Genomic DNA, 23,289 nt, shown 5'->3' on the forward strand with positions numbered 1-23,289 from the left:
TTACAGATTTACCGGAACCAGATTCACCAACTAATGCGAGAACTTCACCGGGGTGTAGTTTCAGTGTTACATTGCGAATTGCGTGGACGGTCCCTTCAAGGGTCTTAAAATCAACCGAAAGATGTTTAATTGTCAGTACGTCTTCTGCCATTTATTTCTCCCCCCTCGTATTAGGATCAAATGCGTCCCGTAATCCATCACCAAGTAAGTTGAAGGCAATCATCATTAAAGATAGGACGAGGACCGGTTCCCATAATTGGTATTGATAGAATTGGAACCCTTTTTCACCAGTATTTAATAATGTCCCTAATGAAGCATTGGGCGCTTTAACACCGATTCCGATAAAGGAAAGTAACGCTTCCAGGAAAATTGCTGCCGGAATTGTAAACATTGTCCGTGTAATAATCACACCCATCGTATTCGGTAAAATGTGACGAAATGCGATTTGCATGGGACTTTCCCCCATTGCTTGAGCAGCGAGAACAAAATCAGCACTCTTGATTTGCATCGCTGAGGCACGCACTAATCGTGCCATCAAAACCCATGAACTAAGTGCAATTGCTAGAATGATGGAAACCATTCCTGGCTTTAAGATGATCAGTAACAGCATGATTAATACCAATTCTGGAATTGAACTAATGATTTCAATGATCCGTTGTAAAATATTGTCAACACGACCACCACACCATCCGGAAACGAGACCGTATGGAACACCAATTAAAATATCAACAAGGGTGGCAAATAATGCAATCATTAACGAAATTCGCGTGCCATAAAGGAGTCGTGAAAACATATCGCGCCCTAGTCCATCGGTCCCTAACGGATAACTACCATTAGTGAACGGCTTCAAATTTGATAGGCTAACATTTTGTGCGTTAGGATCATGGGGCATCCAAAATAGGGAAGCCACTGATACAACCGCAATGAAGAGCAGAAAAATTAAGGAAGCCATCGCAGCATGATTATGCTTTAACTGATGCCAAGCTTTCTCATGAAAGGATAAGGACTTTTGGGCAACTCCACTTTGAGCGGCAGTCACTTCATCGAGATTGACAAACTGAAATTCTTCATTTTTTGATTTTGAAGTAGATTTTTTAGGTGTCTCCATCTTAATGTTCCCCCTTTTCCTTTGAAAGAATTCGTGGATCAACCAATCCATACACAACATCAGTCAGCAACAAAATGCCACATAGTAATAGGCAGTAAAACATTGTTAAGCCCATGATTACTGGATAATCATTAGCCAAAACTGAGTTAATAAATAACTCACCGATTCCTGGAACCGAGAAGATATTTTCAACCACCATTGAACCAGTAATAAGGGTAACTGCTAATGGGCCAATTAATGTTAAAGCAGGAATAATACTATTCTTTAATGCATGGTGGAAAACAACCTGTGGGACTGATAATCCTTTTGCTTTTGCCAATAAGATATAGTCAGAATTTAAGACTTCCACCATTTCCGTCCGGACAAATCGTGAAACTTGGGCCATTGGTACAGCCGACAGTGCAATTGTTGGTAAAATGGTTGATGGGAAGCCGTCCCAACTTGCTACTGGAAACCATCCTAATTTAAAACCAAGATAGTACTGCAGTAAGATCGCCAGAATAAAGCTGGGGAATGAAATACCGATGACTGCTAATGTACTACTGGTAGCATCAGCCCACGTCCCCTTTTTTAAGGCACCGACACATCCCAAGAGGATTCCAACAACAACCCCTAATACCAAGGCTTGAAAACTAATGAGGATGGATGGCCCTACCCGGTGGCCAATTAAGGAAGCGACCGTCGTACTATTATATTGGTAGGACATTCCAAAATTACCGTGGAGAACCCCTGTCATGTAAGAAAGGTATTGTTGCCAAACGGGCTTATTTAATCCATATTGTTTTTCAACGGCTAACTGTTGAGCCTTTGAAAGCTTCATCGTGTTCCCAAGGGGCGATCCCGGAATCATCTTCATTAAAAAGAATGTTAAGGTGGCAACAATGAATAGAGTTAGCACCATCATTAGTAACCGTTTAATAATATACTTTCTCATAAAATCCTCCTGTTCTTATAAATAAAGAAGGTCTAACAGAGGAGCAAGCAGACCTTCTTTATTTAAGCTTCGGATATTAGTTTTACTTCTTCCATTGAGCGTATTGGTATTGAGCAACGGTGTTGAATGGACCGTAGTTTAAACCAGTAACATGTTTAGAAACTAAGTGTGCTTGAGCAGCGGTGTACAGAGGAACACCATCAGCATTAGTATGAACTTGCTTATTTGCTTGTTGAAGAAGCTTGTAACGTTCACTAGCAGACTTTGTACCATCGTTGGCTTGGTTCAGTAAGTCATCAAGTTTCTGATCAGTGTTGTTAGTAAAGTTAACCTTGTTGCCGGTCTTCAAAAGAGAAAGGAAATCAGAAGCATCAGGAACATCAGAATTCCAATCGGTTAGGTTCAGTTCAAACTTACCAGCAAAATCACGACTAACGTGTTGTGCGTGTGGTAATGTTGTCACTTCAACCTTGAGTCCCTTAAATTGCTTTTGTAATGTCGATTGAAGATATTCAGCCACTTGCTTTTGATCATCGGTGTTATCTGCTAATAGATTTAATGTCATGTTCTTCTTACCAAGATCCTTTTGGGTGGCCTTCCAGTAATCCTGAGCCTTCTTCTTATTTTGTTTTTGCAGATGGCCAGCTTCTTCAGCAAAGTCTTGACCATTCTTTGGATTCTTCATATCACCTTTTGGTACCCAACCAGTAGCACCAACAGAGCCATCTTGGAGAACCTTCTTTGCTAATTGATTGTTATCAAAGGCGTAGTTAACGGCTTGACGGAAGTTTTCATTCTTTGTTAAGTCATTCTTACCATTGAAGTAGAGGTAATATTGGGTTGCCATTAAACTAGTGTGTAGTTCTTTGTTATTTTTATTACCCTTAACGTAATCAGCAGTAACAGATGTTTCTTGAATTTTACCAGACTTAAACAAGTTTTGAGCGGTGTTGTTATCTTTGGTAACCTGAACGTTAACCTTGTTCATATGAACATTCTTTTTACCATAGTATTGATTGTTCTTTACGTAGCTCCAGTTATCATCACTACCACCGGTCCAGTTTGCAACCTTGTATGGTCCGTTATAAACGGCCTTATCGGAAGTTGAACCATACTTGCTTCCTTCTTTTGCCAGGACTTTGTGGTTAACTGGCTTTAAGTTAGAAGCAAAGTTGTTCCGAACATTAACCGTTGGTAACTTTTTACTAAATGTAAATTGCACCTTATCTTTTCCGAGCGCTTTAACGCCAAGTGCTGATGTTGGGGCTTGACCTTTAGAAACCTGTTCGTAGTTTTCTAGATCAGCAACGCGATCGGCAGCTTGTGACTTAGTTTTTGGATCTGCCCAGTGTCGCATCGAGGCTACATAATCTTGAGCAGTAACAGGATCACCGTTACTCCATTTCAGACCCTTCTTTAAAGTGAAGGTCCATGTCTTACCATCATTCGTAACTTTTGGTTGACTAGCAGCTTCACCAAGAACCACCTTATTGTTTTTGTCATACTTTAAAAGCCCTTCAAATGACTGTGTTTGCATCGATGAACTTGGTGTTTCAATTGTTTTAGCAGGATCTAGCGTAACTGGATTTGCTTTTAAGGTAACGTTTAAATCACCACTTGCTTTATTTTTACCGTTATTACCACAGGCTGCTAAGGACATTGCTGTTAAAGCTACACCGGCTAAAGTTAATACCTTCTTGTTCATTCTCATAATAAATTCCTCCCGTAAGGCTTATAATATAAGCTCTCTTTAATCTAATTTTAATCTTACTAATAAATGTCGGATTCCATGTTCTTCCCCTCACTTAGAAAACTTGCTTTAATTGAACAAAAAAAGTCCTAAGCAGCGCTACAACTTATGCTGCTTAGGACGATCCATTTATCGTGTTACCACCTAATTTCATTTAGTCATCACTGACTAAACCTCTGACGTACGTATTCATACGCTGGCACGATAAAGGGTGCATTCTTGGTAACTTTACTATTAGTTCAAGTTACCATGCTCAAGGATGATTTTAAGAAATTACCCCGTGTCTCTCTTTCACCATTCATGAGAGCTCTCTACGCACTTCGTAAATTCTTACTGTTCCTCTCAAAGCATTTCCTTTGTTCAATTAATTGTTGCATTAAATATTACTGAGAATACTCTCATTTGTCAACGATTTTCTAACATTATTTTTAATATTTTTTGTGAAAGCGATTTATTGATGATTATAATAAGTCTAAGCTGAATATTTAGTAAAGAATATTGATAGCATTCCTAACGATTCACTGAAATTTGTTAGGTCACAAAAAACTGGAAGAAATTATCAACCCTTCATGACACGACTTGGTTTTGCGCTTACCTCACTTTCTAAAGCACATTTAATCGACCGTCCAAAAAGAAGGAACTACTATCCTAACCAAATTAGGCACTGATATTAATGCTAATAATAAAGAATATGTTCATAAATTGGTAATAAAAGGAAGGCGACATAACAATTAAGCAACTAGTACTTCCAATTAAAGACAGCAACGCGTATATGTAAGGATCTAATACCATCATATCTTGTCTCACCAACTACTCTCTTTACCGCCTCTAATTTTCTATTAATGTCTTTTAAGGACATATCATACTTTTTTTACTGAACTTTTTTCTTTTACTTATTCTCTCTTTATATTGGTATGTACTTTTATTATTATAGCCTGTCATTAAAATTAATGGTTTAAAAACCGGTACATCAGATAAGGCCGGAGCTTGTTTTGTTAGTACAGGAAACTATCAGGGACACCAAATTATTACAGTAGTCCTTCATGCTAATGGTAATAATAAAGATAACCGATTCGTACAAACTCAAGAACTGTATAAAATGCTAAAACAAGACTACCACTTGCAAGAAATTAGCCTACCTAAAAAGATCACTAACGTTAAGATTAAATATGGAACACGACAAACAATAACTACCACTCCGAAAAAACTTACCATTTGGAACAATAAACTGATCAATAATACCCAGAACCTACAAGCCCCCATAAAAAAGGGCCAACGTATTGGAAGTATCAAATTAACCAGTCCAACACTAAAAACAATATCTAATGAACCACTCACGTACTCACTATACAGCAATGAAACCGTACAAAAAGGAAACCTATTAGAAAGATTATTCAACTAAACTACACAATCTTACACTATTTAATATCAACCAACATTAACGAACAAAGTTTCAACTTTGTTCGTTAATGTTGGTTTCTTTAAAGCGTACTTCGCCTTAACTCCCCCACCCTAGGAAGCAAGCTCTGCTTGCGCAGCCTTGCTCTCTCGAAACCTAGCCTATCTGTGGCTAAAAAGTTTCGAGAGAGTTCTCTCTCATTCAACCCATCGCTTATTTACTCAACCAACAACTTACGTTATTAGCTCAGCAAATAAGCAATGCAGACAGTTTAAACGCACCCCGCCCTTGTCCTTGTTTATCTCAGGGTTGGTTTTAGGTTTTCTCTACATTCAAAGAGAAATCTTCTGCGAGGACCCAAAGAACTCGCGCGATAAACAAGGTTGTCCGTAGCATTTCCGAGGCTTCCTATGCCACTCTTTTAGCATTATGTGATAAATACTGGGATTGGAATTCCCATAGTTGTTAACTACAATTCCTACACGTCCAAGGAATCACGGGCGATTACGAGATGCGACTACGATGCAGTGCCACTGCTGGCGAGTTTAACGGTTGCGACCCAAAAGAAAAAGCCGACTAGATTAACTAGTCGACTTTCGTGATTTTAGGGTTTAATTTCACTGATAATTTTGCGTAGCTATATCTTGAAATTTTAGTCTACTTCCCTTAAAATTGATTGTATTAAAAGAAATAGACAACCCCGATTGACTACTTGTCCTAGTTAATCGGTAGCTCGTTAAAGTACGCCAATACTTTAATGGGCTTTTTCTTTACTCTGATTTATTCAATTATTAACTGTGTTAATAATTACATATTTTGTTATTTAATACAATAGTTTTTTAAAACACGTATATATACGCATATATATTTATATACATATATATGCTTGAAGAGTTTGTTAACAAAAGCTATGATAGTAGTGTAATTACTACCAGGAGGTTTTAACATGAAAACTTGCGTAATGTCTTTTTGTAATCAAAAAGGCGGTGTTGGAAAAACTTCAACAACCGCCTTAGTTAGTTATAATCTTGCCAAAATGGGATATAAATGTTTAACAATCGACTTTGATCCCCAGGCAAATCTTACTTCTCTTTTTATTAAAACAAAATCTAAATATAGTTCTAGTGTTACTCCAATTAAGACTTCATTAATGACAGCAATTAAAAATAATATTGATTTCTCACAAATAACTATTCCAGTTATTGATAATCTTGACTTAATTCCTAATGCTTCAGACTTTTTCCTTTACTCACGTTTTCTTGAAAATACCTTTAATAATGAAGCAGAGCGGGTCCAATATTTAGCTGATAAGATAAATACCGATTTACGAAATAAGTATGATTTTATCTTTATTGACGTCCCGCCAACATTTGGATTGGCTAACGATTCAGCATTTTATGCCTGCGATCAATTAGTTATTGTTTTACAAACTCAAGAACGAGCTTTAGACGGGGCTAAAGTATTGGTTAACTATCTTCAATCAAATCTAATTGATGAATTCCACTCAAGCGTTGATATTTTTGGCATTTTACCGGTACTTTCTAAGCGAAATGCACAAGTTGATACTGAGATTTTGAATTCTGCTATTCAGGAATTTGGTTTAGAAAACATTTTTAGCAGTCATATTATGACTATGGAACGTGTAAAGAGAATGGATATTACCGGAATTACTGATGGTAAGACTGATATTTGGGACAAACGAACTCATAAAGCATATATAGACGTTGCAAAAGAAATTCTTGAACGATTGGGAGTAAAAGAATAATGTCACTACTTCAACATAATAGAAAATTATCGGATAAGGTAAATGTACACGTGAAGAATCAGGTTAGACGTGATGAAATTGTACCTAAAACTCAATCAGTAACCTTTACCCGTAATCTACGAGTCGATAATCATATTACTAACCAAGTAGCTGCTCTAATTGATTTAGGAGTAGCCGAAAATACCAAGCAATTAATTAACGACTTAGTACAATCACGTATTAATCAATTAAGTAAAGAAGATCAAAATAGATTAAATAAGGTAGTACAGTCATTAGAAATGAAAGATTTCTATACTGTTAAAAGTCGTCTAAAAGATTAATGCTCCTGATAGTAAAAATGGTGACTTTACAATTAGAGTTAGCCGTAGCATGGAACTGAACCATGCACGGAACTACTGTTCTATTGCAAAAAATAATTCTAAGGGTGCCTTTGATCGTAAAGAATTCAAAATTCCTGTAGTTGTTGCACTTAATTTGCTAGATACTGAATATATTCCTCACTTTTTTAATCCAATCGATTAATTAGGGTCCATTTTTAATAAATAGCCCCTCGGAAACGTTGAAAAATAAACCCCTAGCTAGACGTAATGCCTAGTTAGGGGTTATTATTTTGCTATATTGAATTATTCACCCTGATTTTGTGGGTTAATGGCAACTGATAAGATGTAATGTGATAACTGATTATCGGCAACATCTTGGACCTTAAACAGTGTCCAAACTCGTTCGGCTGGTTGCGTATCTTGTAAGTAACGACGAATGCCGGCCAAATAAGGCTTAACTCTTTGTAAATCCATAAACAGCATACCGTTTTGTAATAAACATTGCCGTTCTGCACTACTAAGCTGCAATCCAGCTTGAAGTTGTAAGTCCTCATCAGTTTCTGCAATAATTTCACTATTATTTTTAACCATCATGAGTACCTCCTAGGATAATTTCTATTCACAAATCCTATTCGGCGCTCGTGAGCGCCCTTAGTAAAAATTACTTCCTACCCAAGGTGCTTCTACTGTCATGATATAATTGAAAGGCTGTCACATACTCACTTAGAATCTACTTTCTAATGTTGGGAGGTGAGAACCTATGAATAATCTGCTAACCTATCTTTTACACTATTTATCACAATTATCCCTCGTGGTAATTCCCGTTTGCCTGGCGTATTGGTTAAACCATCGCAAGTGATAAATAGTCAGTGACAGCATTCAACCCACAATTAAAGCCCCTTGGTAATTATGGCGGATTACCGAGGGGCTTTTGTGTTGGTGAGAACTTAATACATAATCCTCAACTATCTTTTACACTTATATTATAACATGAATCAAACAAAGGACAATTAACATGAAACAACTAGTACTACCAATCAAAGACAGTAATGTTCTACATGAAGTTGAGGATACTTTACTCCATAATTTCAAAGCTGGCCGCCGTAATTACACCATCTTCCAAGTTGGCAAGGCTACTCTGCTCCGAGTGTCTGATTTATTAGCTCTGAGACGCAATGAAATCTTCAATAATGATGGAACTATCGCTAAAAATGCTTATATTCGTGATAAAAAGACCGGAAAGCCCAATATTTTGTACTTAAAACCAGTAAAACAGGATCTAATATACTACTTTCAATGGCTAAACCAAAAAAATATCTACTCCGAATGGCTTTTCCCTTCAACTAAACACCCAGATCGTCATATTACGGAGAAGCAATTCTACAAAATTATGGCCAAAACTGGTGATCTGCTCGGTATTGATTACCTCGGTACTCATACAATGAGAAAAACTGGAGCTTATCGGGTCTACACGCAAACTCATTATAATATCGGTCTAGTAATGTCACTCCTCAACCACTCATCAGAAGCAATGACCCTCAAGTATTTAGGACTGGATCAAGTCAGCCGTGAACAAATGCTCGATGAAGTGAGGTTCGATTAAGATTTTTCACCTATTGTTATACTCAAATATTGTCGATTTATCTGGTTGATATTTATCAAGCATTTTAGATAATATTTTTTCTAATGGTATCAAATTTTCCTCTAACCATAAGGCATCTGGAGGCAATACATACACCTGTTCTCTTTCGGGTATTTTACTATTTCTCTTATTACGACGCTCTTCTATAGCATCTAACACATAATTATGAGCACTAATAAGATTTCCATGAATATCACCATTACCTTTAATAGTAATTGAATTGCCTGGAATAAAGTCTTCTGGTTTATAACCAGCTAATTCCAAAAAATAAATTGCTTTTAATATCCATAACCGATATTGGTGCTTAACTGCTAAATTACTTGGTAATTTCTCCATATTATTCAAAACTTCTTTCTTATTTTATTCTACTACGTAATGAGTAAAGTTTACTAAGTGTATAAAAAGTATTGCTTAATCAGCATACGTCTTTACATATACGATTAAATCGTATATACTGATTGTGGAGGATATATATGTGTAATAAAGTAAAATTTATCTTTGGTCAGTCTTTTATGGAACAATGGTATGCTTGTGGCTTAACCAAAGAAAACCGACAAGAATTAATTGATGATATTTCTTATTATCTACGTAATGCTCCAGATAATAACCACGGTAAGAAGTTTCCTGGTGCTATTATTGAAGGAACTGGGGGAGCTATTAAATATCGCTTCACTCCAGATAATTATCAAAAGGGCAAAAGTAGTAGTTTTCGAACAATCTACTTTGTTTATAATTCTTCAATCAATCACTTATTCTTCTTGACAGTTTATCCTAAGAATAAGAAGGCCACTTTATCTAAACGAGAAAAGCATTTAATTAAGAAATTCATTGAAGCTAAAAAACGTGATAGGAAGGAGAAATAATTATGGCATCAATTATTGAAAATTCATTGAAAGAATACCAAGACTTTTTAGATGGAAAAGATACTAACGTAGAAGTTATTGAAACATCTATTCCTATAAGGCCAGAATTTGACGGTAACGTTATCAAAAATTTGCGAAAGCAAATAAACGTCACTCAAAAAGGTTTAGCTGGCCTTATTGGTGTTTCTCCCCGGACTGTAGAATCATGGGAAATGGATCGAACTGAACCAAACCGTTCATCACAAAAACTTCTAACCCTTTTAATTAGAAATAATTCCTTAGTAAACGAACTACGTTTAATCTAAAATAACTTAAAGGAGAAATTTAAATGGATAACGATTTTTTAGAAGAAATGCTTGAAATTTTAAATCCCTACGTTGGTACAGAAGAAGGTAGTGGAAGTAATGAAGGGGCCGTATATGGAAACTACATCGAATGGCCCGACTTAGAAACTCTTGAAGACGATCAACTAAATCAACTAGCAGCTTATTTTGATATTGATAGTGATAAATATAGTGAAGATGAATTAGTAGACCTTTTACGAGAAAAAGGAGTTCCTGAGGGCACAAGTTATGAATATGATGCTGATTTTCCTGATAGTGCAAAGTACTATAATTGTTAAACTAAAGGAAACCTTTTTCACTAAAAATAAATTGATTAATATTTCAATAATTCAAGGAGGTAATTATAATGAGCGAAACAGAAGAACTAAAAGCATTTAAGCAAAAGCTCGAATTAAAATATGGTCGTTTAGCAAAAAAACGTTTAGCAAAGTTATCCAAAGTTGCTAAGCTAGATAAACAATTAATTGATATGACTGATAAAGAATTTGATCAACAATTAAACAATTGGTTTAATCAAGATAATTCCAAAAATATTCATGGTGAACAACAATTACAAGAACATAATAATCAACAACCATTTTAAAATTAGAGTTCATTACGTAAGTTTTGAACTCTTTTTTAATCTTAACTTTTTTGAAAAGTTAAGCAACTGTTTGAGCCCTTTTCGTTGATGAAAAAGTACTTTATTTATCCAAACTTGTAACCAAATTTGGTCGGTGTTCGGTTACCTTTGACGAATTCAAAAGGTAACTTGCTGATGAAACTTGCAAGTAAGTTTCTGTTTGTTTTGTTTACTTTTTCGACAAGGAAAAAAGTAAATTGTCTTGGCTACTTCACAACAAGAAGTAGCACTAAAAGGGTCAAGGGAAAGATGTAATCTGTTCCTGCAAGCAATACAAGTGTCACTAATTAACGTAGTTAATGTGTACACGAAGTAAACTGCTTGCTAACGATGATAAGTGTTATAATTTGAAGTGAGATTGGGACGATTGACCGTAGGTCAAAGGACCTTTCGAACTCTCAAATTATTCTTGATGTGGAGGAATTATAATGGCGAAGTTGGTAAACAAGCACATTAGAATTACGGAACAGCAAGACCAACACTTATCATCGTTGAGCGCCAAGACAGGGTACAACGTCAACGAACTGATTCGTAAGATCTTAGATAACATTGATGACGTTACTCTGACGACGGCGCTCAGTCGGCAGCAAGCAACTGCTAACCGTGAGATGCAGTTGCTTGCTAGTCGAAAATACATTATGGATACGTTAACACGGACTCAAGTTTTTAATAATATTAATCAAATCGCCCACTATATTAATAAGTATCCTAATAACGATCTAGGAAAAGAACTGATTGATGCCTTTAACACCGTAACAAAAAGAATCGATCAACTGCGGAGTGATATTAATGAGCATTGTTAAAGTTATTAGTTCAACTAATGCTGGAGCAAATCTTAACTATTTAATTAATGAGAAAGCCCATAATACTGAACTAACTAGTCACCGTTCACTTTTATTTAACGGGCAAAATGTCTATGGTGATTATGCTAATAAAGTTAATGCTCGTTATCTTGCCGATCAGTATTGGGCAGTACGACAACGAGCAAAAAATCCAAATAAGAAGGTTCAAGTTTATCATTTAATTTTTAGCTTTAGTCAACAAGAATTTAATCCGACTAAACAAAATTTACTTCAACAAGCCCGACAAGCATTAAAGTTAGTTAATGACTTTTTGCATCAGCTATTGCCATCAACTGCTCAATATTTAGAAGCAGTCCAGTGTGATTCTGAGGGTAAAAATCTCCATGTCCACGTTTCCTGTAATTCAGTTCTTACCAATGGAAAAGTACTTGATACTAATCTAATTAGTGTTAACTCCCGAACCGTCACCAAAAATAAAAAGCTAGTCCATTATCTAGGAATCCGTAATAATTTTGATAACTACATGACTAAAAATTTTAAAAAATTAACTGGCCGCGAATTTAAGCCAGTTAAAGAAAATCAAGTTAATTTAGTTAACTCTAAAGCCGTTAAAATTGACGAACGTGGTGGTTATATTTGGAAAGAAGATCTAAAAGAACGCATTCTCGATGCCTTCAATAATACCGATAATTTTGAAGACTTTGAAACAGTCTTAGAAGCTAATAACGGGGTTAAAGTTAAACATCGCCAAGCTTCAATTGGTAAAGATGAGCACGGCAAAAAGATCTATCGTGACGCAATTACGTATACATTTATTGGAGACGACTTTACTTCTCATTCGGCTCGTGATTTTGGCTATGCTAAAGGTGGAGGTAAACGAGGACTTGGCCTTTCATTTACCCCACAATCTATTCAGCAAGAGTTTAAGCAACGCCAGAGAAAGAATCAGCAAAGTATCCAAGAACAAACTGAAACTAACCCTGACACTTCACGACAAACAAATGCTGAACAATTGCAACAGTTACGTCAACAGCAATTGTTACAGCAACAGATTAATCAACGATTTCTAGATGAAGAAAGCGAGGATGATAAATATGGCAATCAATCGAGGAAATCAATTCAGCAATACACATCCAGCAAAGAACAACAATTCGACACCAGCACCTATGACGCAGAAACCAAAAAGCGGAAACTTGACAACCAACGTCAACGAAATCAAATCAGACGTCAAAATCGTAAAGAAGCAAACCGAAATACTGACAAATCAAGTAAGAAACAACGGTCAAACATTAACCAATGTGCTAAGCAACCAAAACAATCTCGCCACACAGCAAGGCATGAGCCAAAGCAACCTCAACCAATCATTAAGCAACACGAACACGACATTGGCGGCCCTAGGTTCTAAGGTTGATGATGTCCGCGGTGATCAAGCAGTTATTCAATCATTACTAAATCGTGTTAAGGCCTTGGAAGATAAACCAGATGAACAACAAAAGCTGCTAGTCGAATATGTTCGTAATTTCGATACAACTAATCAACTAATCGGCAAAGTTCAGGAAGGTCAAGCTACTTTTGCCACTGGTGTTCAAACACTCCTTAAAAAGATAGCTACCTATGTTCAGAAAAAGAAGATCATGGTTGATGCTTCAACGATCGAAGAATTAAGGGCGGTTGTTGAAAAAAAGACTAATAATAAGCTAGGCGAATATATTGGTAACGTTCAACGTGAATCGATTGAAAAACAATTTAACCAATTAGCAAAAGCAATCAACGATCAAGAAGCACCCATTAAACGAAAAATGAACGATATGAATGGCCAATTAAATGAGCTTGACGATAAAATTTCTCAACTAGGTCAAATTGTTGTTGCTTTATTCTGGTTAATGATTGCTACATTAAGTGCCGGCATCTTTTCAGGATTTATTCTTTGGTTTAAGGGGTTCAAGCAACATCCAGTTGTAAGTGTAATTGCTTTAATCGTAATTAGCATTTTAGTTGCTTGGCTTTACCACAAAGCGGAGCAGGAGGATTCAGACAATGAATAAAGAACAATGGATATTTAAAAAGCACAACAATGACACAGTTGAAGTTGTCTCAACTACTGAATTTCAAAGAAACTTAAAAGACCAACTTACTTTACAATATGCTATAGAATCTTTGTCACTACCTACCGATCCTAATGTTGAATTAGTCAAAAAAATCCATCAACAGCTGCCAATTACAAATTGGGCTTGGACACTAACAAAACAACGAGAATACAAAGAAGCATTAAAGAAAGAACGACAACGCATTGCACAGCAATCATTTAATTATAAACAACCAGACGATGGTCCCTCATTATAAAATCATCATCTACTTCTATTATTAATTCCACTAAACAAGGAGAAGCAATAAGTACTACCAAACAGTAGCAACTATTACTTCTCCTTCTTCTCTAGATACTCTAACAAAATTGCCAATGCATCCATCCTATTATCAAATACTCGAATAATTTCCACGTTTGAGTAACTTAGCAGCTTGATAAGCCTTAGTACCTTGTAGCTATGAGAGTTAATTCACGTGTGGTAAGATGCTTGTAGGTCATTTGTGATGTTCCTTTACTTTTGTTTGTGGTTATTCAAAAGTCTATCACAAATGGCTTTTTTATATTTCTAACTTAATTTTACAAACGACGTTTTTAAAAAATTAAAAGTGGATTGAAGTCAATATTTGAGACAGGTTTTAAGAGACATTCAGAACCGCGTTTACTTTCCACAGCCCAAATAAATCATTAATCGTTATTAATAACTTATTTGAGCCATGGAAAGCATTAAATCAGGCGGCCATCTGGCTCGTAAGTGTTGCGATTTCAACTTGTAAGGGGGTCTGGGAGACCAGTGAACTATGAATTCTCTTCCTATTGTAGAAAGCATGCACATATTCAAAAAGGACAGCAGCGGCAGTTTCATAATTCTCAAAGACCGGCACTGGATAAACACATTCCTTTTTGAGGGAAGCATGAAAAGATTCCATTGGTGCATTATCGTATGGACACCCCTTACGGCTGTAAGAGTGGCGGATATGTAGTTCTGTTAACCGTTGGTTGTAATCATCGCTGGTGTACTGTGATCCTAAGTCTGTGTGGATAATCAGATCCCCAGTAATGGTTCGATTTTTAACCGCGCTTTCCAGGGCCTTTAAGACTAAATTAGTATCCATCTTTTTTGAGAATGAATAGCCGATAATTCGTCTTGAGTGCAGATCCATGATGGTTGATAAGTAACACCAGCCATTACGCTTCGTTTGAATATAGGTCATATCAGCGGTCCATTTTTAATTTAGACTAGTGGTCGAGAAATCCTGCTTAAGCAAGTTGGGACGCTGTTCAACCTTGGTTTTGGAAGCCGAAGCCGCTTTCCATTTATTGACGGGGACGGAGTGGATATCCAGTTCCTTCATGAGCCGGGAAATCCGTCTTGGGCTGCACTGACACTGCAGTGGTTGAAGTTCCAGATTCAATTCATGGTGGATCTTCATAACGCCGTATCGCTGCTTGAATTCCGCAAAGATCCGCAGAATCCGTTGTTTTAAGTCCTCATCTTCGGCCCGGCGTTTTGAAGGCTTTGGGGATCGATAACGATAATACTGAGCTCTGGAAACACCGAGGATTCGGCACATCTTAGTTACCTGGTGGTTATGGCTTTCTTGGTGAATGTAATCAAAAATATTGGTTACTTCTGCGCAAGGAAGCCCAGGGCTTTTTTAGGATTTCGTTCTCCTCAGACAGGGAAGCCAGCCGCTTTTTCATCGCTTTAATTTCGTCTGGCGATTTACCGGATTGAGTTTTGGCTTGGCCCTGGATCCACTTATGAACGGTTGAATAGCCAATGCCATATTCTCTGGCCAGTTGGGCGGCTGATTCGCCTTGTTTATATAGGTTGATGATGTTTTGTTTGAATTCTTTGTCGTAACGAGTTGGCATGTAAAAATTTCTTCCTTTTGAGAGACGATTTATTCATTATACGCTCTCTTAAAAGTTGTCTCAGGAATCAGCTTACATCCACCAGAATGAATTGACTTTACAAATAATTTAAAATAAAGCCTCTCAAGTTCAGCTGTTTTGAACCTGAGAGGCTAAATATTATGAATGATTGAATTTATATTATTGGTGACTTTCACCGAGTTGATTGAGGAAAGTGGCTAAATAATAACTTCCTTCTGCGTAATCACTGAGGCGAATGTGTTCATTAGGAGCATGCGGACCACTCTTCGCGTAATGAACACCAACCATTACTACTGGCAGATTAAGTGTTTCTCCAAATGGTTGAACCGGTCCGCCTCCTGCTGTATTCGGGACAAACTTTGTCATCGGACCATATACAACCCGAGCAGTTTTGAGTGCTTGTTGGACGAACGGGTCGTTCATTGGTGTCCGCCAAGCATCTTCCGCGACATTAAGATGTACTTCAAAATCATCATAGCCATTTACTCTTAACTGCTCTTTAAGCAATTCCATTACCTTCTTGGGTTCTTGGTTAGGTGCTAATCGACAATCCAGTTTGGCACTTGCTTCCTTTGGAACAATTGTTTTAACCCCAGCGCCTTCATAACCAGCAGAAAGGCCATTAATTGTCAGGGTCGTTCCGTTAACCAACTCCTCACGGGGGTGATTTGTAACCAGTGGTCGCTTTAGTCCATAGGTTTCTTTAACATTATCTTCGTCAAAATCCATTTCATCAACGGCAGCCTTTTCGTCAGTTGTTAAAGGTTCAATATCACTATAAAAATTCTTCACGGTGATTCTCCCCGTGTGAGAATCGCGGAGAGAACCTAAGCCCTCTAACAATCGCCAAGCAGCATTAGGAACATAACTTGCCAATGATGAGTGAATATCAGCGTTCGCCGTTTTAACTTTAATATCAAAACTGACAATGCCCCTGACACCTGCAACGACTTCAAAATGGTCTACCGAATTTTTGCCGCCGCCTTCCCAAATACAAGCATCTGCTTTTAATTCATCTTGGTGAGCATTGACATATAGCGGAACATGCTGACTGCCAGTTTCTTCCTCCCCTTCAACGAAAAACTTAAGATTGACGGGTAAACCACCATGCTCATTAAAGTATTTAACAACACCAAGGCGAGCCATTAATTCACCTTTATCATCACAAACACCACGAGCTACCAATTTTCCGTTCTTTTCGGTGGGCTTAAAGGGTGCCGATTTCCATTCGTCTAATGGTTCAGGTGGTTGAACATCATAATGATTATAAAAGAGAACGGTATAATCACTATGGCCATTAAATTCGGCAAAAACAACCGGGTTGCCACCCTGGTCATCCCATTTAGTTGCGATTTTAGCTCCTAAATCTTTAAAGGTTTGCACTAACCAATCACTAGTTTCATTAATCCCCTTATTTTGTGCAGAAATACTTGGATGTTCTAGGTATTCTTTAAAATCATACCAGTGGTCAAGGGCATATTCCTCAACCTTATTACGGTTTAGTTCCATTAGTTTTCACCTCCTAGAATTTCTGCTGACCATGCTGATAAACCTTTTTATCAACCTGTTGAACAGCACTAACATCAGCTAATGGGTTCTCCTTCAAAACAAGAAAATCGGCAAATTTGCCCTCTTCCAAACTTCCATAATCCTTATCAACCCGCAATAAAGTTGCAGAGCCTAATCCAGCAGCATGTAGTGCTTGATAATTCGTTGCCCCAGCCTTGACCATCAAACCGAGTTCCAACGGTGCATCTTTAAATTCATTAAAGGGCGTCCCCGAATCAGTTCCAAAGGCAAGGTTAACACCCGCCTGAAGTGCGCGACCAACATTTTCAAAAAAGTCATCTAAGAAAGCTTCCGCTTTATCTAACATATATTGAGGAAGCTTACCTTGACCAAATTTAGGAATTGTGTAACCAGCAATTAACGTTGGGGTCAAGTAAGTTCCCTTTTCTTTCATTAATTCAACATCTTCTGGTCGTAAGTAACAGCCATGTTCAACTGAATCAACCCCGGCAACAATTGCATTATGAATACCCTTTGCTCCTTCAGCATGGGCGGCAACCGTCATGTGTTTAGAGTGCGCTTCTTTAACCGCCATTGTTAATTCTTCCAGACTTAATTCGGTATCATCAACCTGGTCAGTTGCTGACATAATTCCACCAGTTGACATTACTTTAATATTTTTGGCGCCTTCCTTGAAAGCTAACCGAACTGCATGACGCATTTCTTCTGGAGAATCAACGAGGTATCCCCAAGTAGTTTCACCATGCTCACCTTCTGTAAAATCACCATGTCCACCAGTCATCGACATTGGCCGACCAGAGGGTAAAATTTCCGGTCCAACAAACGGGTGTTTAGCACGATACTTATTAAGTTTAATATCAACATCAAACGCGGCGCCACAATCACGAACGTAGGTAACACCAGCTCGTAATGCTGACCGGAGGTTCTCTAATGCTTGCAAGGTGACTTCAGTTTCCGTAAGGTAGTACAGCTTGTTGGTTAAAGCATCCATCATCATATGAGTATGGGCGTCAACCAATCCTGGCATTACATACTGACCTTGAAGATCCACAACATGATCTGCTTCGCCATGCTGGTTACCTGTCCCTAATGCAGTTAATCGACCGGTATCATCATCAACCGTAAACCAGGCATCAGGAGTTACTTTATTTTTAGTTCCAGTGAATAAATTACAGTTATGAAATAATGTTGTTGTCATTGTTAGTCCCTCCTTACTTTAGATACTTATTAAACCAGGCTACCATTTCAGTCAAACGTTTCATCCGTTGGTCAGGACGACCATCCCTTGACAAATCATGATTAGCGCCATGGAAGACAACTAGTTTAGTTGGCACTCCTTGAAGCTTCATCGATTGAAACATTTGGTAACCTTCAGGAATTGGACAGCGGAAATCATGGTCAGAATGAAGGAAAAGAGTCGGTGTTTGGACATTGTGGACATAGGATAACGGTGAATGTTGCCAATAAGTCTGCATACCATTTTCTTGATCGAGACTGGCTGCTAACTGGTCGGTAACAAATTCTGGTCCAATGTCGGAAATCATCATCGAAACCCATGTTGCAATACTCCGTTGACTAACCGCTGCTTTAAAACGATTAGTATGACCAATTACCCAGTTAGTCATGTAACCACCATAGCTACCACCAGTAATACCAACCTTGGTCGGGTCGATATCTACATACTGTTTCAGAACGGCATCTGTAAATGCCATCAAATCTGCGTAGTCAACTTGTCCATAGCGACCACGCAGATCAGCATATTCATCTCCTTGTCCTTCCGAACCATGTAAATTAGTAAATAGTACAAAGTAACCGGCATTAGCAAGGACTTGCATTTCATGGAAAAAACTGGTGCCATAAGTTGCTCGTGGACCACCATGGACCTCAAGAACTGCCGGATATTTCTTACCAGATTGATAATTAACCGGATACAGTACCCATCCATGACATTGACGATTAGTGGAATCATAATATTCAAATTCGTGCATTGTCGCCACTGACCGCTTTTGCAAGAAGCGATTATATTTCGTTACTTGTCTCAAATCACTACCATCATATTGATAAACCTGTTGCGGTTGATCAGCCGTCGTTGCAGTGAAGACAAGTCGCTGATTTTCTGAAGCTAGTGAATTAACTGCACCAGGCCACTTAAAGGTTAAATTAATATGTTGACCATCAAATGAATATACCTCAGTATGGTCAATAACGGTTGAAACAAAGTACAACTTACCATCACTAACAGTGCTACTGTGACCACCAACAACGGTCATATCATTAACCACAATATTGCCAACATTGTGGTCCCATTTAGCTACTAAATGCAGGGTGTGACCAGAATAACGGTAGAAATTAGGGTTCTCACCCATCCCATAGATCTTGCAGTTACTTGCTAGAACAAATAATTGATCCTTTAAGAGAGCAATAGTATCTACTCGATATTGATTAGGACGAACTAATTCCTGTAATTCTTGATTGACAAAATCATATTTATACAGACCATCCTTAAATGGTCGTGAATTTTTGTAACTTACCCCACATAAAAAGAGTTGACCATCTTGGTACCAATAATTCGAACAATCAAAGTCCTGAGGTAGCAAATCATTTAATTGTTCGGTTGCCGAATTAAACACCCACAGGTGGCGTCTTGTTTGGTCAACCAGGCCCTCTTCATTTGACCAATAGGGAACCTCTTTGAGTTCATGCCAAGGCTTATTCGGTTCTTTATCTGGTCGTTGTGTTCTGCCACCGAGCAAAAATTGTCCACCGGCAAGTTTCTCCAAAACCTTTAATTGGTGGCCTTTTAATAAAACCGTCTTACTTGTTTCATAATTTTTTACATCATAAAAATGAAGACGCGTGTGCTTCGTTTGTGTATTAACCGTCGTGTAAACTAATTGGTGGTCACCATTAAAGGTAAAGCCAGGTTGGTTATTAGTCTCAACAACCATTACAGGTGTTTGGTCAAGAGGTTGAAACCATAGTTGCCAACGATAATGTTCAAGATCATCAGCGTTGGCGCAGGCGGTTAACCATGCCCGAGCGCTCAAATGGGTTTTCAAAGCACCGGTATTCGTTAAATTAACGAGGTCATTAACATTTAAACCATTCATGATTATCATCCTCCTTATTTAACATCCAACCGGTTAACAACTCGCCGTCCTTTCCGATAAACGGCAACCGCTTGTTCAAATGCTGAAAAATCATCGAATGGATTCTTATCAAGGACAACAAAGTTTGCTTCAAATTCGTTGTCAACTTTCCCGACATGATCATCAACCCGCAACAATTTAGCAGCCACGGTTGTCGCTGAATTTAATACCTGTTCCGGAGTCATTCCCGCATCTAAATACATTTTTAATTCATTAACGACCCAATGGCCGAAGGTGTTATATGGAGTCCCGGCATCCGTTCCCATTGCAACGGGAACACCTGCCTTAACAATCTTACGGATACTTGCAAGATGAGCTTTTGCAACTTGGCGCGCTTTCTTTACCATAAAATCTGGAAGGTGGTCAGGATTTTCATAAATCGCCCGTGGAGCGACCAATGTTGGGACAACAAAAGTCCCGTGCTCTTTCATTAACTCAACCGCTTCGTCATCCATAAAAATAGCATGTTCAACCGAATCGATTCCAGCGCGAACAGCATTCTTAATTCCTTCAGTTCCTTGAGCATGGGCAGCGGTTGGGAATCCTTTATGGTGGGCTTCAACGACGGCAGCATGCATTTCTTTTTCAGATAACTGAACATCAAATGGTGTTTCTCCTGGTGAGGCTACGCCACCCGTAGCCATTAACTTAACATTCCGCGCTCCCTCCTTTAAAACCGTCCGGGCACCTTGGCGAACGCCGTCAACACCATCAACCTCTAAAGTTCCATCGTCGGGATTACCACTCTTGTTAGAACCATGACCACCAGTCATTGATAAGGCCCGACCACTACCAACAATTCCTGGTAAGTCAGGAAGGTTAAGTTTCATTAATGTCAGGTCAACATTATCAGTTGAGCCAACATCACGAACGTAGGTTACACCAACTGATAACGCCTCTTTTAGATTTTGCATTGCTAAGACTGTTTTAGAAACTGTATTTTGTGGTCGACTAGTCCAATAGAAGGGGTCAGCTGGAATTGTCATATGGGTATGAGCATTAATTAGGCCGGGGGTCACAAACCTTCCTGTTAAATCGACGCTTTGATCAGTGTTACTATTCTTACCAACGTTTTTAAAATAGCCATCTTCAACGGTAAAATCTGTTTTGACAAATTCATGGCCATTAAAAACTCGAGCATTTTTATATTGAACTGCCATAATAAACACTCTCCCTCTTTAATTTATTTCTTAAGCCAACGCAACATAATGACCTGGCTTGACTTCGCGTAAAGGTACATTTGCTGGTTCTTCATCATAAGTAAATTGTTTTCGTACTCGTTCATAAGTAGGATCTGGAACTGGAACCGCAGATAATAAACTCTGTGTATATGGGTGCAGTGGGTGATTAACAATTTCATCTGCTGTTCCTAATTCCAAAAGCTTGCCATGATACATAACTCCAATACGGTCAGAAATATATTTAACCATCGAAATATCATGAGCAATAAAAAGGTAAGTTAAATTTCTAACCTCCTTGAGGTGTTCCATGAGTTGAACAATTTGTGCTTGAATGGAAACATCCAAAGCTGATAATGGTTCGTCAGCAACAACAAATTCTGGTTCAACCGCAAGTGATCTGGCGATTCCGATCCGTTGTCTTTGACCACCTGAAAATTCATACGGATACCTATTCATAAGGTCTGGTGTTAGCCCAACCAATTTCATGGTCTCCGCGACTTTTTCATCAAGTTCTTGACGATTGGTAATCTTTTGGTGAATTTTAAGTCCTTCAGCGATAATGTCACGAACTGACATCCGGGGATCCAAAGAAGAGTATGGGTCCTGAAAAATCATTGAAGTTTTTTGATGAAATTCCTTTAATTTTTGACGTCCCTTTAGTTTAGTGACGTCCTCACCGTCATAAATAATGTCACCAGAAGTTGGCTGATATAGATTTAAAATGCACCGCCCGGTTGTTGTCTTACCTGAACCTGATTCACCTACTAGGCCAAAGACTTCACCACGTTGAATGTTAAAGGAAACATCATCAATCGCATGGACTTCATCAGGACGTCCTTGGTGGAAATATTTTTTTAAATGATGAACTTCTACTAGGTTTTCGGTCATCTTAATGGGCCTCCTTTTCAACGAGCTTTGCATAATGTTGACGACGTTGATCAAGCTTATCCGTTAAATGAACTTTTGGTGCTTGTTTGTCCAATAGCCAAGTTGCCGCGTAATGAGTATCACTGACCTTAAAGAATGGTGGTAATTTCTTAAAATCAATCTTTAGGGCATACCGATTACGATAAGCAAATGGGTCACCAGCTGGTGGGTTAATTAGGTTTGGTGGTGTTCCTGGGATCGATTCGAGATCACCACCACCCATCTCCATTGTTGGTGTCGATTTTAATAGGCCAACTGTGTATGGATGTTGGGGGTGGTAAAAGATATCATTAACAGATCCGAATTCAAGAATTCGTCCAGCGTACATTACCGCCACCCGATCAGCTATCCCAGCAACTACACCCAGGTCATGAGTAATGAAAATTACTGCTGTCCCCAACTCGTCCTTCAACTGCTTAATTAGCTTTAAAATTTGTGATTGAATGGTAACGTCAAGGGCAGTCGTTGGTTCATCCGCGATTAAAACCTTGGGGTGACAAATCAAAGCCATGGCAATTACAATTCGTTGCCGCATCCCACCAGAAAACTGGTATGGAAAGTTTTTAAACCGTTCTTTAGCATTGACGATTCCCACCTTTTCCATAATTGCTAACGCTTTTTTCTTCGCGTCTTCTTTATTAATGTCCTGGTGTTGTAGTAGGGGTTCCATGATTTGTTTACCAACCCGCATGGTTGGATCAAGAGCAGTCATCGGATCTTGGAAAATTTCTGCAAGATCATTTCCCCGCAGTTTTTGTAATTCCTTTTCAGGCAGCTTTAATAAGTCACGACCCTCATATTCCACACTACCGCTAACCACTTCTGCATTCTTAGGCAATAGCTGCATGACGGTTTTGGTGGTTACAGATTTACCGGAACCAGATTCACCAACTAATGCGAGAACTTCACCGGGGTGTAGTTTCAGTGTTACATTGCGAATTGCGTGGACGGTCCCTTCAAGGGTCTTAAA

At 38.3% G+C, this 23,289-nt stretch carries 27 protein-coding genes, 1 pseudogene and 1 other annotated feature; of the genes and pseudogenes, 13 read left to right on the forward strand and 15 right to left on the reverse strand.

What is annotated here, in order from left to right; translation table 11 throughout:
* The 4 genes from H5975_RS03135 to H5975_RS03150 form a co-directional block, all read right to left on the reverse strand.
* Nucleotides 1-151, reverse strand: a 151-nt coding sequence (locus H5975_RS03135) for an ATP-binding cassette domain-containing protein (RefSeq protein ID WP_204784852.1), incomplete at its 3' end; no start/stop codon positions are given.
* On the reverse strand, nucleotides 152-1,108 hold the full coding sequence (locus H5975_RS03140; protein WP_239459587.1) for an ABC transporter permease: 957 nt from the start codon (nucleotides 1,106-1,108) through the stop codon (nucleotides 152-154). It abuts the gene before it with no gap.
* A gap of 1 nt (nucleotide 1,109) precedes the next feature.
* On the reverse strand, nucleotides 1,110-2,042 hold the full coding sequence (locus H5975_RS03145; protein ID WP_204784846.1) for an ABC transporter permease: 933 nt from the start codon (nucleotides 2,040-2,042) through the stop codon (nucleotides 1,110-1,112).
* A gap of 82 nt (nucleotides 2,043-2,124) precedes the next feature.
* Nucleotides 2,125-3,753 carry a peptide ABC transporter substrate-binding protein gene (locus tag H5975_RS03150; RefSeq protein WP_239459588.1) on the reverse strand — a complete coding sequence of 543 codons (1,629 nt, stop codon included), beginning with the start codon at nucleotides 3,751-3,753 and terminating at the stop codon, nucleotides 2,125-2,127.
* A 152-nt stretch (nucleotides 3,754-3,905) separates the two neighbouring features.
* Nucleotides 3,906-4,147: a binding site (T-box leader), on the reverse strand.
* Between the two features lie 744 nt (nucleotides 4,148-4,891).
* Here H5975_RS03150 and H5975_RS03155 point away from each other — a divergent pair.
* The 4 genes from H5975_RS03155 to H5975_RS03170 all read left to right on the forward strand — a co-directional run bounded on the left by H5975_RS03155 (nucleotide 4,892) and on the right by H5975_RS03170 (nucleotide 7,478).
* Nucleotides 4,892-5,194 (forward strand): hypothetical protein, encoded by a 303-nt coding sequence (locus tag H5975_RS03155; protein ID WP_275086859.1) that lies wholly within the window; start codon nucleotides 4,892-4,894, stop codon nucleotides 5,192-5,194.
* Nucleotides 5,195-6,137: 943 nt separating this feature from the next.
* Complete coding sequence (locus H5975_RS03160) at nucleotides 6,138-6,956, forward strand: ParA family protein (RefSeq protein ID WP_204784847.1); 819 nt, start codon at nucleotides 6,138-6,140, stop codon at nucleotides 6,954-6,956.
* A 50-nt stretch (nucleotides 6,957-7,006) separates the two neighbouring features.
* Nucleotides 7,007-7,276, forward strand: a complete 270-nt coding sequence (locus H5975_RS03165) for a DUF5388 domain-containing protein (protein ID WP_225357562.1) — start codon at nucleotides 7,007-7,009, stop codon at nucleotides 7,274-7,276.
* 49 nt (nucleotides 7,277-7,325) lie between these two features.
* Complete coding sequence (locus H5975_RS03170) at nucleotides 7,326-7,478, forward strand: hypothetical protein (RefSeq protein ID WP_158227647.1); 153 nt, start codon at nucleotides 7,326-7,328, stop codon at nucleotides 7,476-7,478.
* A 101-nt stretch (nucleotides 7,479-7,579) separates the two neighbouring features.
* Here the strand turns inward: H5975_RS03170 and H5975_RS03175 are convergent, their stop codons facing one another.
* Nucleotides 7,580-7,870, reverse strand: a complete 291-nt coding sequence (locus H5975_RS03175; RefSeq protein ID WP_225209615.1) for a hypothetical protein — start codon at nucleotides 7,868-7,870, stop codon at nucleotides 7,580-7,582.
* Nucleotides 7,871-8,291: 421 nt separating this feature from the next.
* On the opposite strand from H5975_RS03175, the gene H5975_RS03180 reads away from it, so the two are divergent.
* Nucleotides 8,292-8,879 (forward strand): site-specific integrase, encoded by a 588-nt coding sequence (locus tag H5975_RS03180; protein WP_191684912.1) that lies wholly within the window; start codon nucleotides 8,292-8,294, stop codon nucleotides 8,877-8,879.
* Between the two features lie 6 nt (nucleotides 8,880-8,885).
* On the opposite strand, the gene H5975_RS03185 is transcribed toward H5975_RS03180, so the two are convergent.
* On the reverse strand, nucleotides 8,886-9,254 hold the full coding sequence (locus H5975_RS03185) for a hypothetical protein (protein WP_098039535.1): 369 nt from the start codon (nucleotides 9,252-9,254) through the stop codon (nucleotides 8,886-8,888).
* A gap of 137 nt (nucleotides 9,255-9,391) precedes the next feature.
* On the opposite strand from H5975_RS03185, the gene H5975_RS03190 reads away from it, so the two are divergent.
* From H5975_RS03190 to H5975_RS03225, 8 genes are all read left to right on the forward strand, one after another.
* Entirely contained in the window at nucleotides 9,392-9,781 is a 390-nt protein-coding gene (locus H5975_RS03190) for a type II toxin-antitoxin system RelE/ParE family toxin (RefSeq protein ID WP_204784848.1), read from the forward strand.
* Nucleotides 9,782-9,783: 2 nt separating this feature from the next.
* Complete coding sequence (locus tag H5975_RS03195) at nucleotides 9,784-10,086, forward strand: helix-turn-helix domain-containing protein (protein WP_085719886.1); 303 nt, start codon at nucleotides 9,784-9,786, stop codon at nucleotides 10,084-10,086.
* A gap of 23 nt (nucleotides 10,087-10,109) precedes the next feature.
* Nucleotides 10,110-10,403 carry a hypothetical protein gene (locus H5975_RS03200; protein WP_085719888.1) on the forward strand — a complete coding sequence of 98 codons (294 nt, stop codon included), beginning with the start codon at nucleotides 10,110-10,112 and terminating at the stop codon, nucleotides 10,401-10,403.
* Between the two features lie 68 nt (nucleotides 10,404-10,471).
* A complete protein-coding gene (locus H5975_RS03205; RefSeq protein WP_098039534.1) occupies nucleotides 10,472-10,708 on the forward strand; it encodes a hypothetical protein in 237 nt (78 codons plus the stop codon).
* A gap of 467 nt (nucleotides 10,709-11,175) precedes the next feature.
* The gene (gene mobC, locus H5975_RS03210; RefSeq protein WP_086132329.1) at nucleotides 11,176-11,550 is read left to right on the forward strand and encodes a plasmid mobilization relaxosome protein MobC; all 375 of its coding nucleotides are present in this window, start codon (nucleotides 11,176-11,178) and stop codon (nucleotides 11,548-11,550) included.
* Nucleotides 11,537-12,955: a relaxase/mobilization nuclease domain-containing protein gene (locus tag H5975_RS03215; RefSeq protein ID WP_098039533.1), complete on the forward strand. Its 1,419-nt coding sequence runs from the start codon at nucleotides 11,537-11,539 to the stop codon at nucleotides 12,953-12,955. Before mobC ends, H5975_RS03215 begins: the two co-directional genes overlap by 14 nt.
* Nucleotides 12,936-13,595, forward strand: coding sequence for a hypothetical protein (locus H5975_RS03220; protein ID WP_086132675.1), 660 nt, complete (start codon nucleotides 12,936-12,938; stop codon nucleotides 13,593-13,595). Before H5975_RS03215 ends, H5975_RS03220 begins: the two co-directional genes overlap by 20 nt.
* Entirely contained in the window at nucleotides 13,588-13,893 is a 306-nt protein-coding gene (locus tag H5975_RS03225) for a hypothetical protein (protein WP_086132674.1), read from the forward strand. The genes H5975_RS03220 and H5975_RS03225 overlap by 8 nt, the downstream gene beginning before the upstream one ends.
* Before the next feature lie 471 nt (nucleotides 13,894-14,364).
* Here H5975_RS03225 and H5975_RS03230 read toward each other — a convergent pair.
* The 9 genes and pseudogenes from H5975_RS03230 to H5975_RS03265 all read right to left on the reverse strand — a co-directional run.
* A pseudogene (locus H5975_RS03230) lies at nucleotides 14,365-14,850 on the reverse strand (IS3 family transposase); the annotation flags it as partial.
* A gap of 12 nt (nucleotides 14,851-14,862) precedes the next feature.
* On the reverse strand, nucleotides 14,863-15,207 hold the full coding sequence (locus tag H5975_RS09255; RefSeq protein ID WP_428832677.1) for an IS3 family transposase: 345 nt from the start codon (nucleotides 15,205-15,207) through the stop codon (nucleotides 14,863-14,865).
* A 40-nt stretch (nucleotides 15,208-15,247) separates the two neighbouring features.
* Nucleotides 15,248-15,511 carry a transposase gene (locus tag H5975_RS08685; RefSeq protein ID WP_086132560.1) on the reverse strand — a complete coding sequence of 88 codons (264 nt, stop codon included), beginning with the start codon at nucleotides 15,509-15,511 and terminating at the stop codon, nucleotides 15,248-15,250.
* A 180-nt stretch (nucleotides 15,512-15,691) separates the two neighbouring features.
* Entirely contained in the window at nucleotides 15,692-17,041 is a 1,350-nt protein-coding gene (locus H5975_RS03240) for a M20/M25/M40 family metallo-hydrolase (RefSeq protein WP_086132559.1), read from the reverse strand.
* 13 nt (nucleotides 17,042-17,054) lie between these two features.
* Nucleotides 17,055-18,260, reverse strand: coding sequence for a metal-dependent hydrolase family protein (locus H5975_RS03245; protein WP_086132558.1), 1,206 nt, complete (start codon nucleotides 18,258-18,260; stop codon nucleotides 17,055-17,057).
* A gap of 13 nt (nucleotides 18,261-18,273) precedes the next feature.
* Nucleotides 18,274-20,172 carry an alpha/beta hydrolase family protein gene (locus H5975_RS03250; protein WP_086132557.1) on the reverse strand — a complete coding sequence of 633 codons (1,899 nt, stop codon included), beginning with the start codon at nucleotides 20,170-20,172 and terminating at the stop codon, nucleotides 18,274-18,276.
* A gap of 14 nt (nucleotides 20,173-20,186) precedes the next feature.
* Nucleotides 20,187-21,371 carry a metal-dependent hydrolase family protein gene (locus H5975_RS03255; RefSeq protein ID WP_204784849.1) on the reverse strand — a complete coding sequence of 395 codons (1,185 nt, stop codon included), beginning with the start codon at nucleotides 21,369-21,371 and terminating at the stop codon, nucleotides 20,187-20,189.
* A 30-nt stretch (nucleotides 21,372-21,401) separates the two neighbouring features.
* The gene (locus H5975_RS03260; protein WP_204784850.1) at nucleotides 21,402-22,280 is read right to left on the reverse strand and encodes an ABC transporter ATP-binding protein; all 879 of its coding nucleotides are present in this window, start codon (nucleotides 22,278-22,280) and stop codon (nucleotides 21,402-21,404) included.
* A gap of 1 nt (nucleotide 22,281) precedes the next feature.
* Nucleotides 22,282-23,289, reverse strand: a 1,008-nt coding sequence (locus H5975_RS03265; protein ID WP_204784851.1) for an ABC transporter ATP-binding protein, incomplete at its 5' end; no start/stop codon positions are given.

Origin of the sequence: Limosilactobacillus coleohominis (assembly GCF_016901675.1) — a bacterium.
Taxonomy (GTDB): domain Bacteria; phylum Bacillota; class Bacilli; order Lactobacillales; family Lactobacillaceae; genus Limosilactobacillus; species Limosilactobacillus intestinavium.

Coding starts and splice junctions, on each gene's coding strand:
- H5975_RS03140 (WP_239459587.1), bottom strand. CDS start 1,108: ATGGAGACACCTAAAAAATCTACTTCAAAATCAAAAAATGAAGAATTT.
- H5975_RS03145 (WP_204784846.1), bottom strand. CDS start 2,042: ATGAGAAAGTATATTATTAAACGGTTACTAATGATGGTGCTAACTCTA.
- H5975_RS03150 (WP_239459588.1), bottom strand. CDS start 3,753: ATGAGAATGAACAAGAAGGTATTAACTTTAGCCGGTGTAGCTTTAACA.
- H5975_RS03155 (WP_275086859.1), top strand. CDS start 4,892: ATGCTAAAACAAGACTACCACTTGCAAGAAATTAGCCTACCTAAAAAG.
- H5975_RS03160 (WP_204784847.1), top strand. CDS start 6,138: ATGAAAACTTGCGTAATGTCTTTTTGTAATCAAAAAGGCGGTGTTGGA.
- H5975_RS03170 (WP_158227647.1), top strand. CDS start 7,326: ATGGAACTGAACCATGCACGGAACTACTGTTCTATTGCAAAAAATAAT.
- H5975_RS03175 (WP_225209615.1), bottom strand. CDS start 7,870: ATGATGGTTAAAAATAATAGTGAAATTATTGCAGAAACTGATGAGGAC.
- H5975_RS03180 (WP_191684912.1), top strand. CDS start 8,292: ATGAAACAACTAGTACTACCAATCAAAGACAGTAATGTTCTACATGAA.
- H5975_RS03185 (WP_098039535.1), bottom strand. CDS start 9,254: ATGGAGAAATTACCAAGTAATTTAGCAGTTAAGCACCAATATCGGTTA.
- H5975_RS03190 (WP_204784848.1), top strand. CDS start 9,392: ATGTGTAATAAAGTAAAATTTATCTTTGGTCAGTCTTTTATGGAACAA.
- H5975_RS03195 (WP_085719886.1), top strand. CDS start 9,784: ATGGCATCAATTATTGAAAATTCATTGAAAGAATACCAAGACTTTTTA.
- H5975_RS03200 (WP_085719888.1), top strand. CDS start 10,110: ATGGATAACGATTTTTTAGAAGAAATGCTTGAAATTTTAAATCCCTAC.
- H5975_RS03205 (WP_098039534.1), top strand. CDS start 10,472: ATGAGCGAAACAGAAGAACTAAAAGCATTTAAGCAAAAGCTCGAATTA.
- mobC (WP_086132329.1), top strand. CDS start 11,176: ATGGCGAAGTTGGTAAACAAGCACATTAGAATTACGGAACAGCAAGAC.
- H5975_RS03215 (WP_098039533.1), top strand. CDS start 11,537: ATGAGCATTGTTAAAGTTATTAGTTCAACTAATGCTGGAGCAAATCTT.
- H5975_RS03225 (WP_086132674.1), top strand. CDS start 13,588: ATGAATAAAGAACAATGGATATTTAAAAAGCACAACAATGACACAGTT.
- H5975_RS09255 (WP_428832677.1), bottom strand. CDS start 15,207: ATGTGCCGAATCCTCGGTGTTTCCAGAGCTCAGTATTATCGTTATCGA.
- H5975_RS08685 (WP_086132560.1), bottom strand. CDS start 15,511: ATGCCAACTCGTTACGACAAAGAATTCAAACAAAACATCATCAACCTA.
- H5975_RS03240 (WP_086132559.1), bottom strand. CDS start 17,041: ATGGAACTAAACCGTAATAAGGTTGAGGAATATGCCCTTGACCACTGG.
- H5975_RS03245 (WP_086132558.1), bottom strand. CDS start 18,260: ATGACAACAACATTATTTCATAACTGTAATTTATTCACTGGAACTAAA.
- H5975_RS03250 (WP_086132557.1), bottom strand. CDS start 20,172: ATGAATGGTTTAAATGTTAATGACCTCGTTAATTTAACGAATACCGGT.
- H5975_RS03255 (WP_204784849.1), bottom strand. CDS start 21,371: ATGGCAGTTCAATATAAAAATGCTCGAGTTTTTAATGGCCATGAATTT.
- H5975_RS03260 (WP_204784850.1), bottom strand. CDS start 22,280: ATGACCGAAAACCTAGTAGAAGTTCATCATTTAAAAAAATATTTCCAC.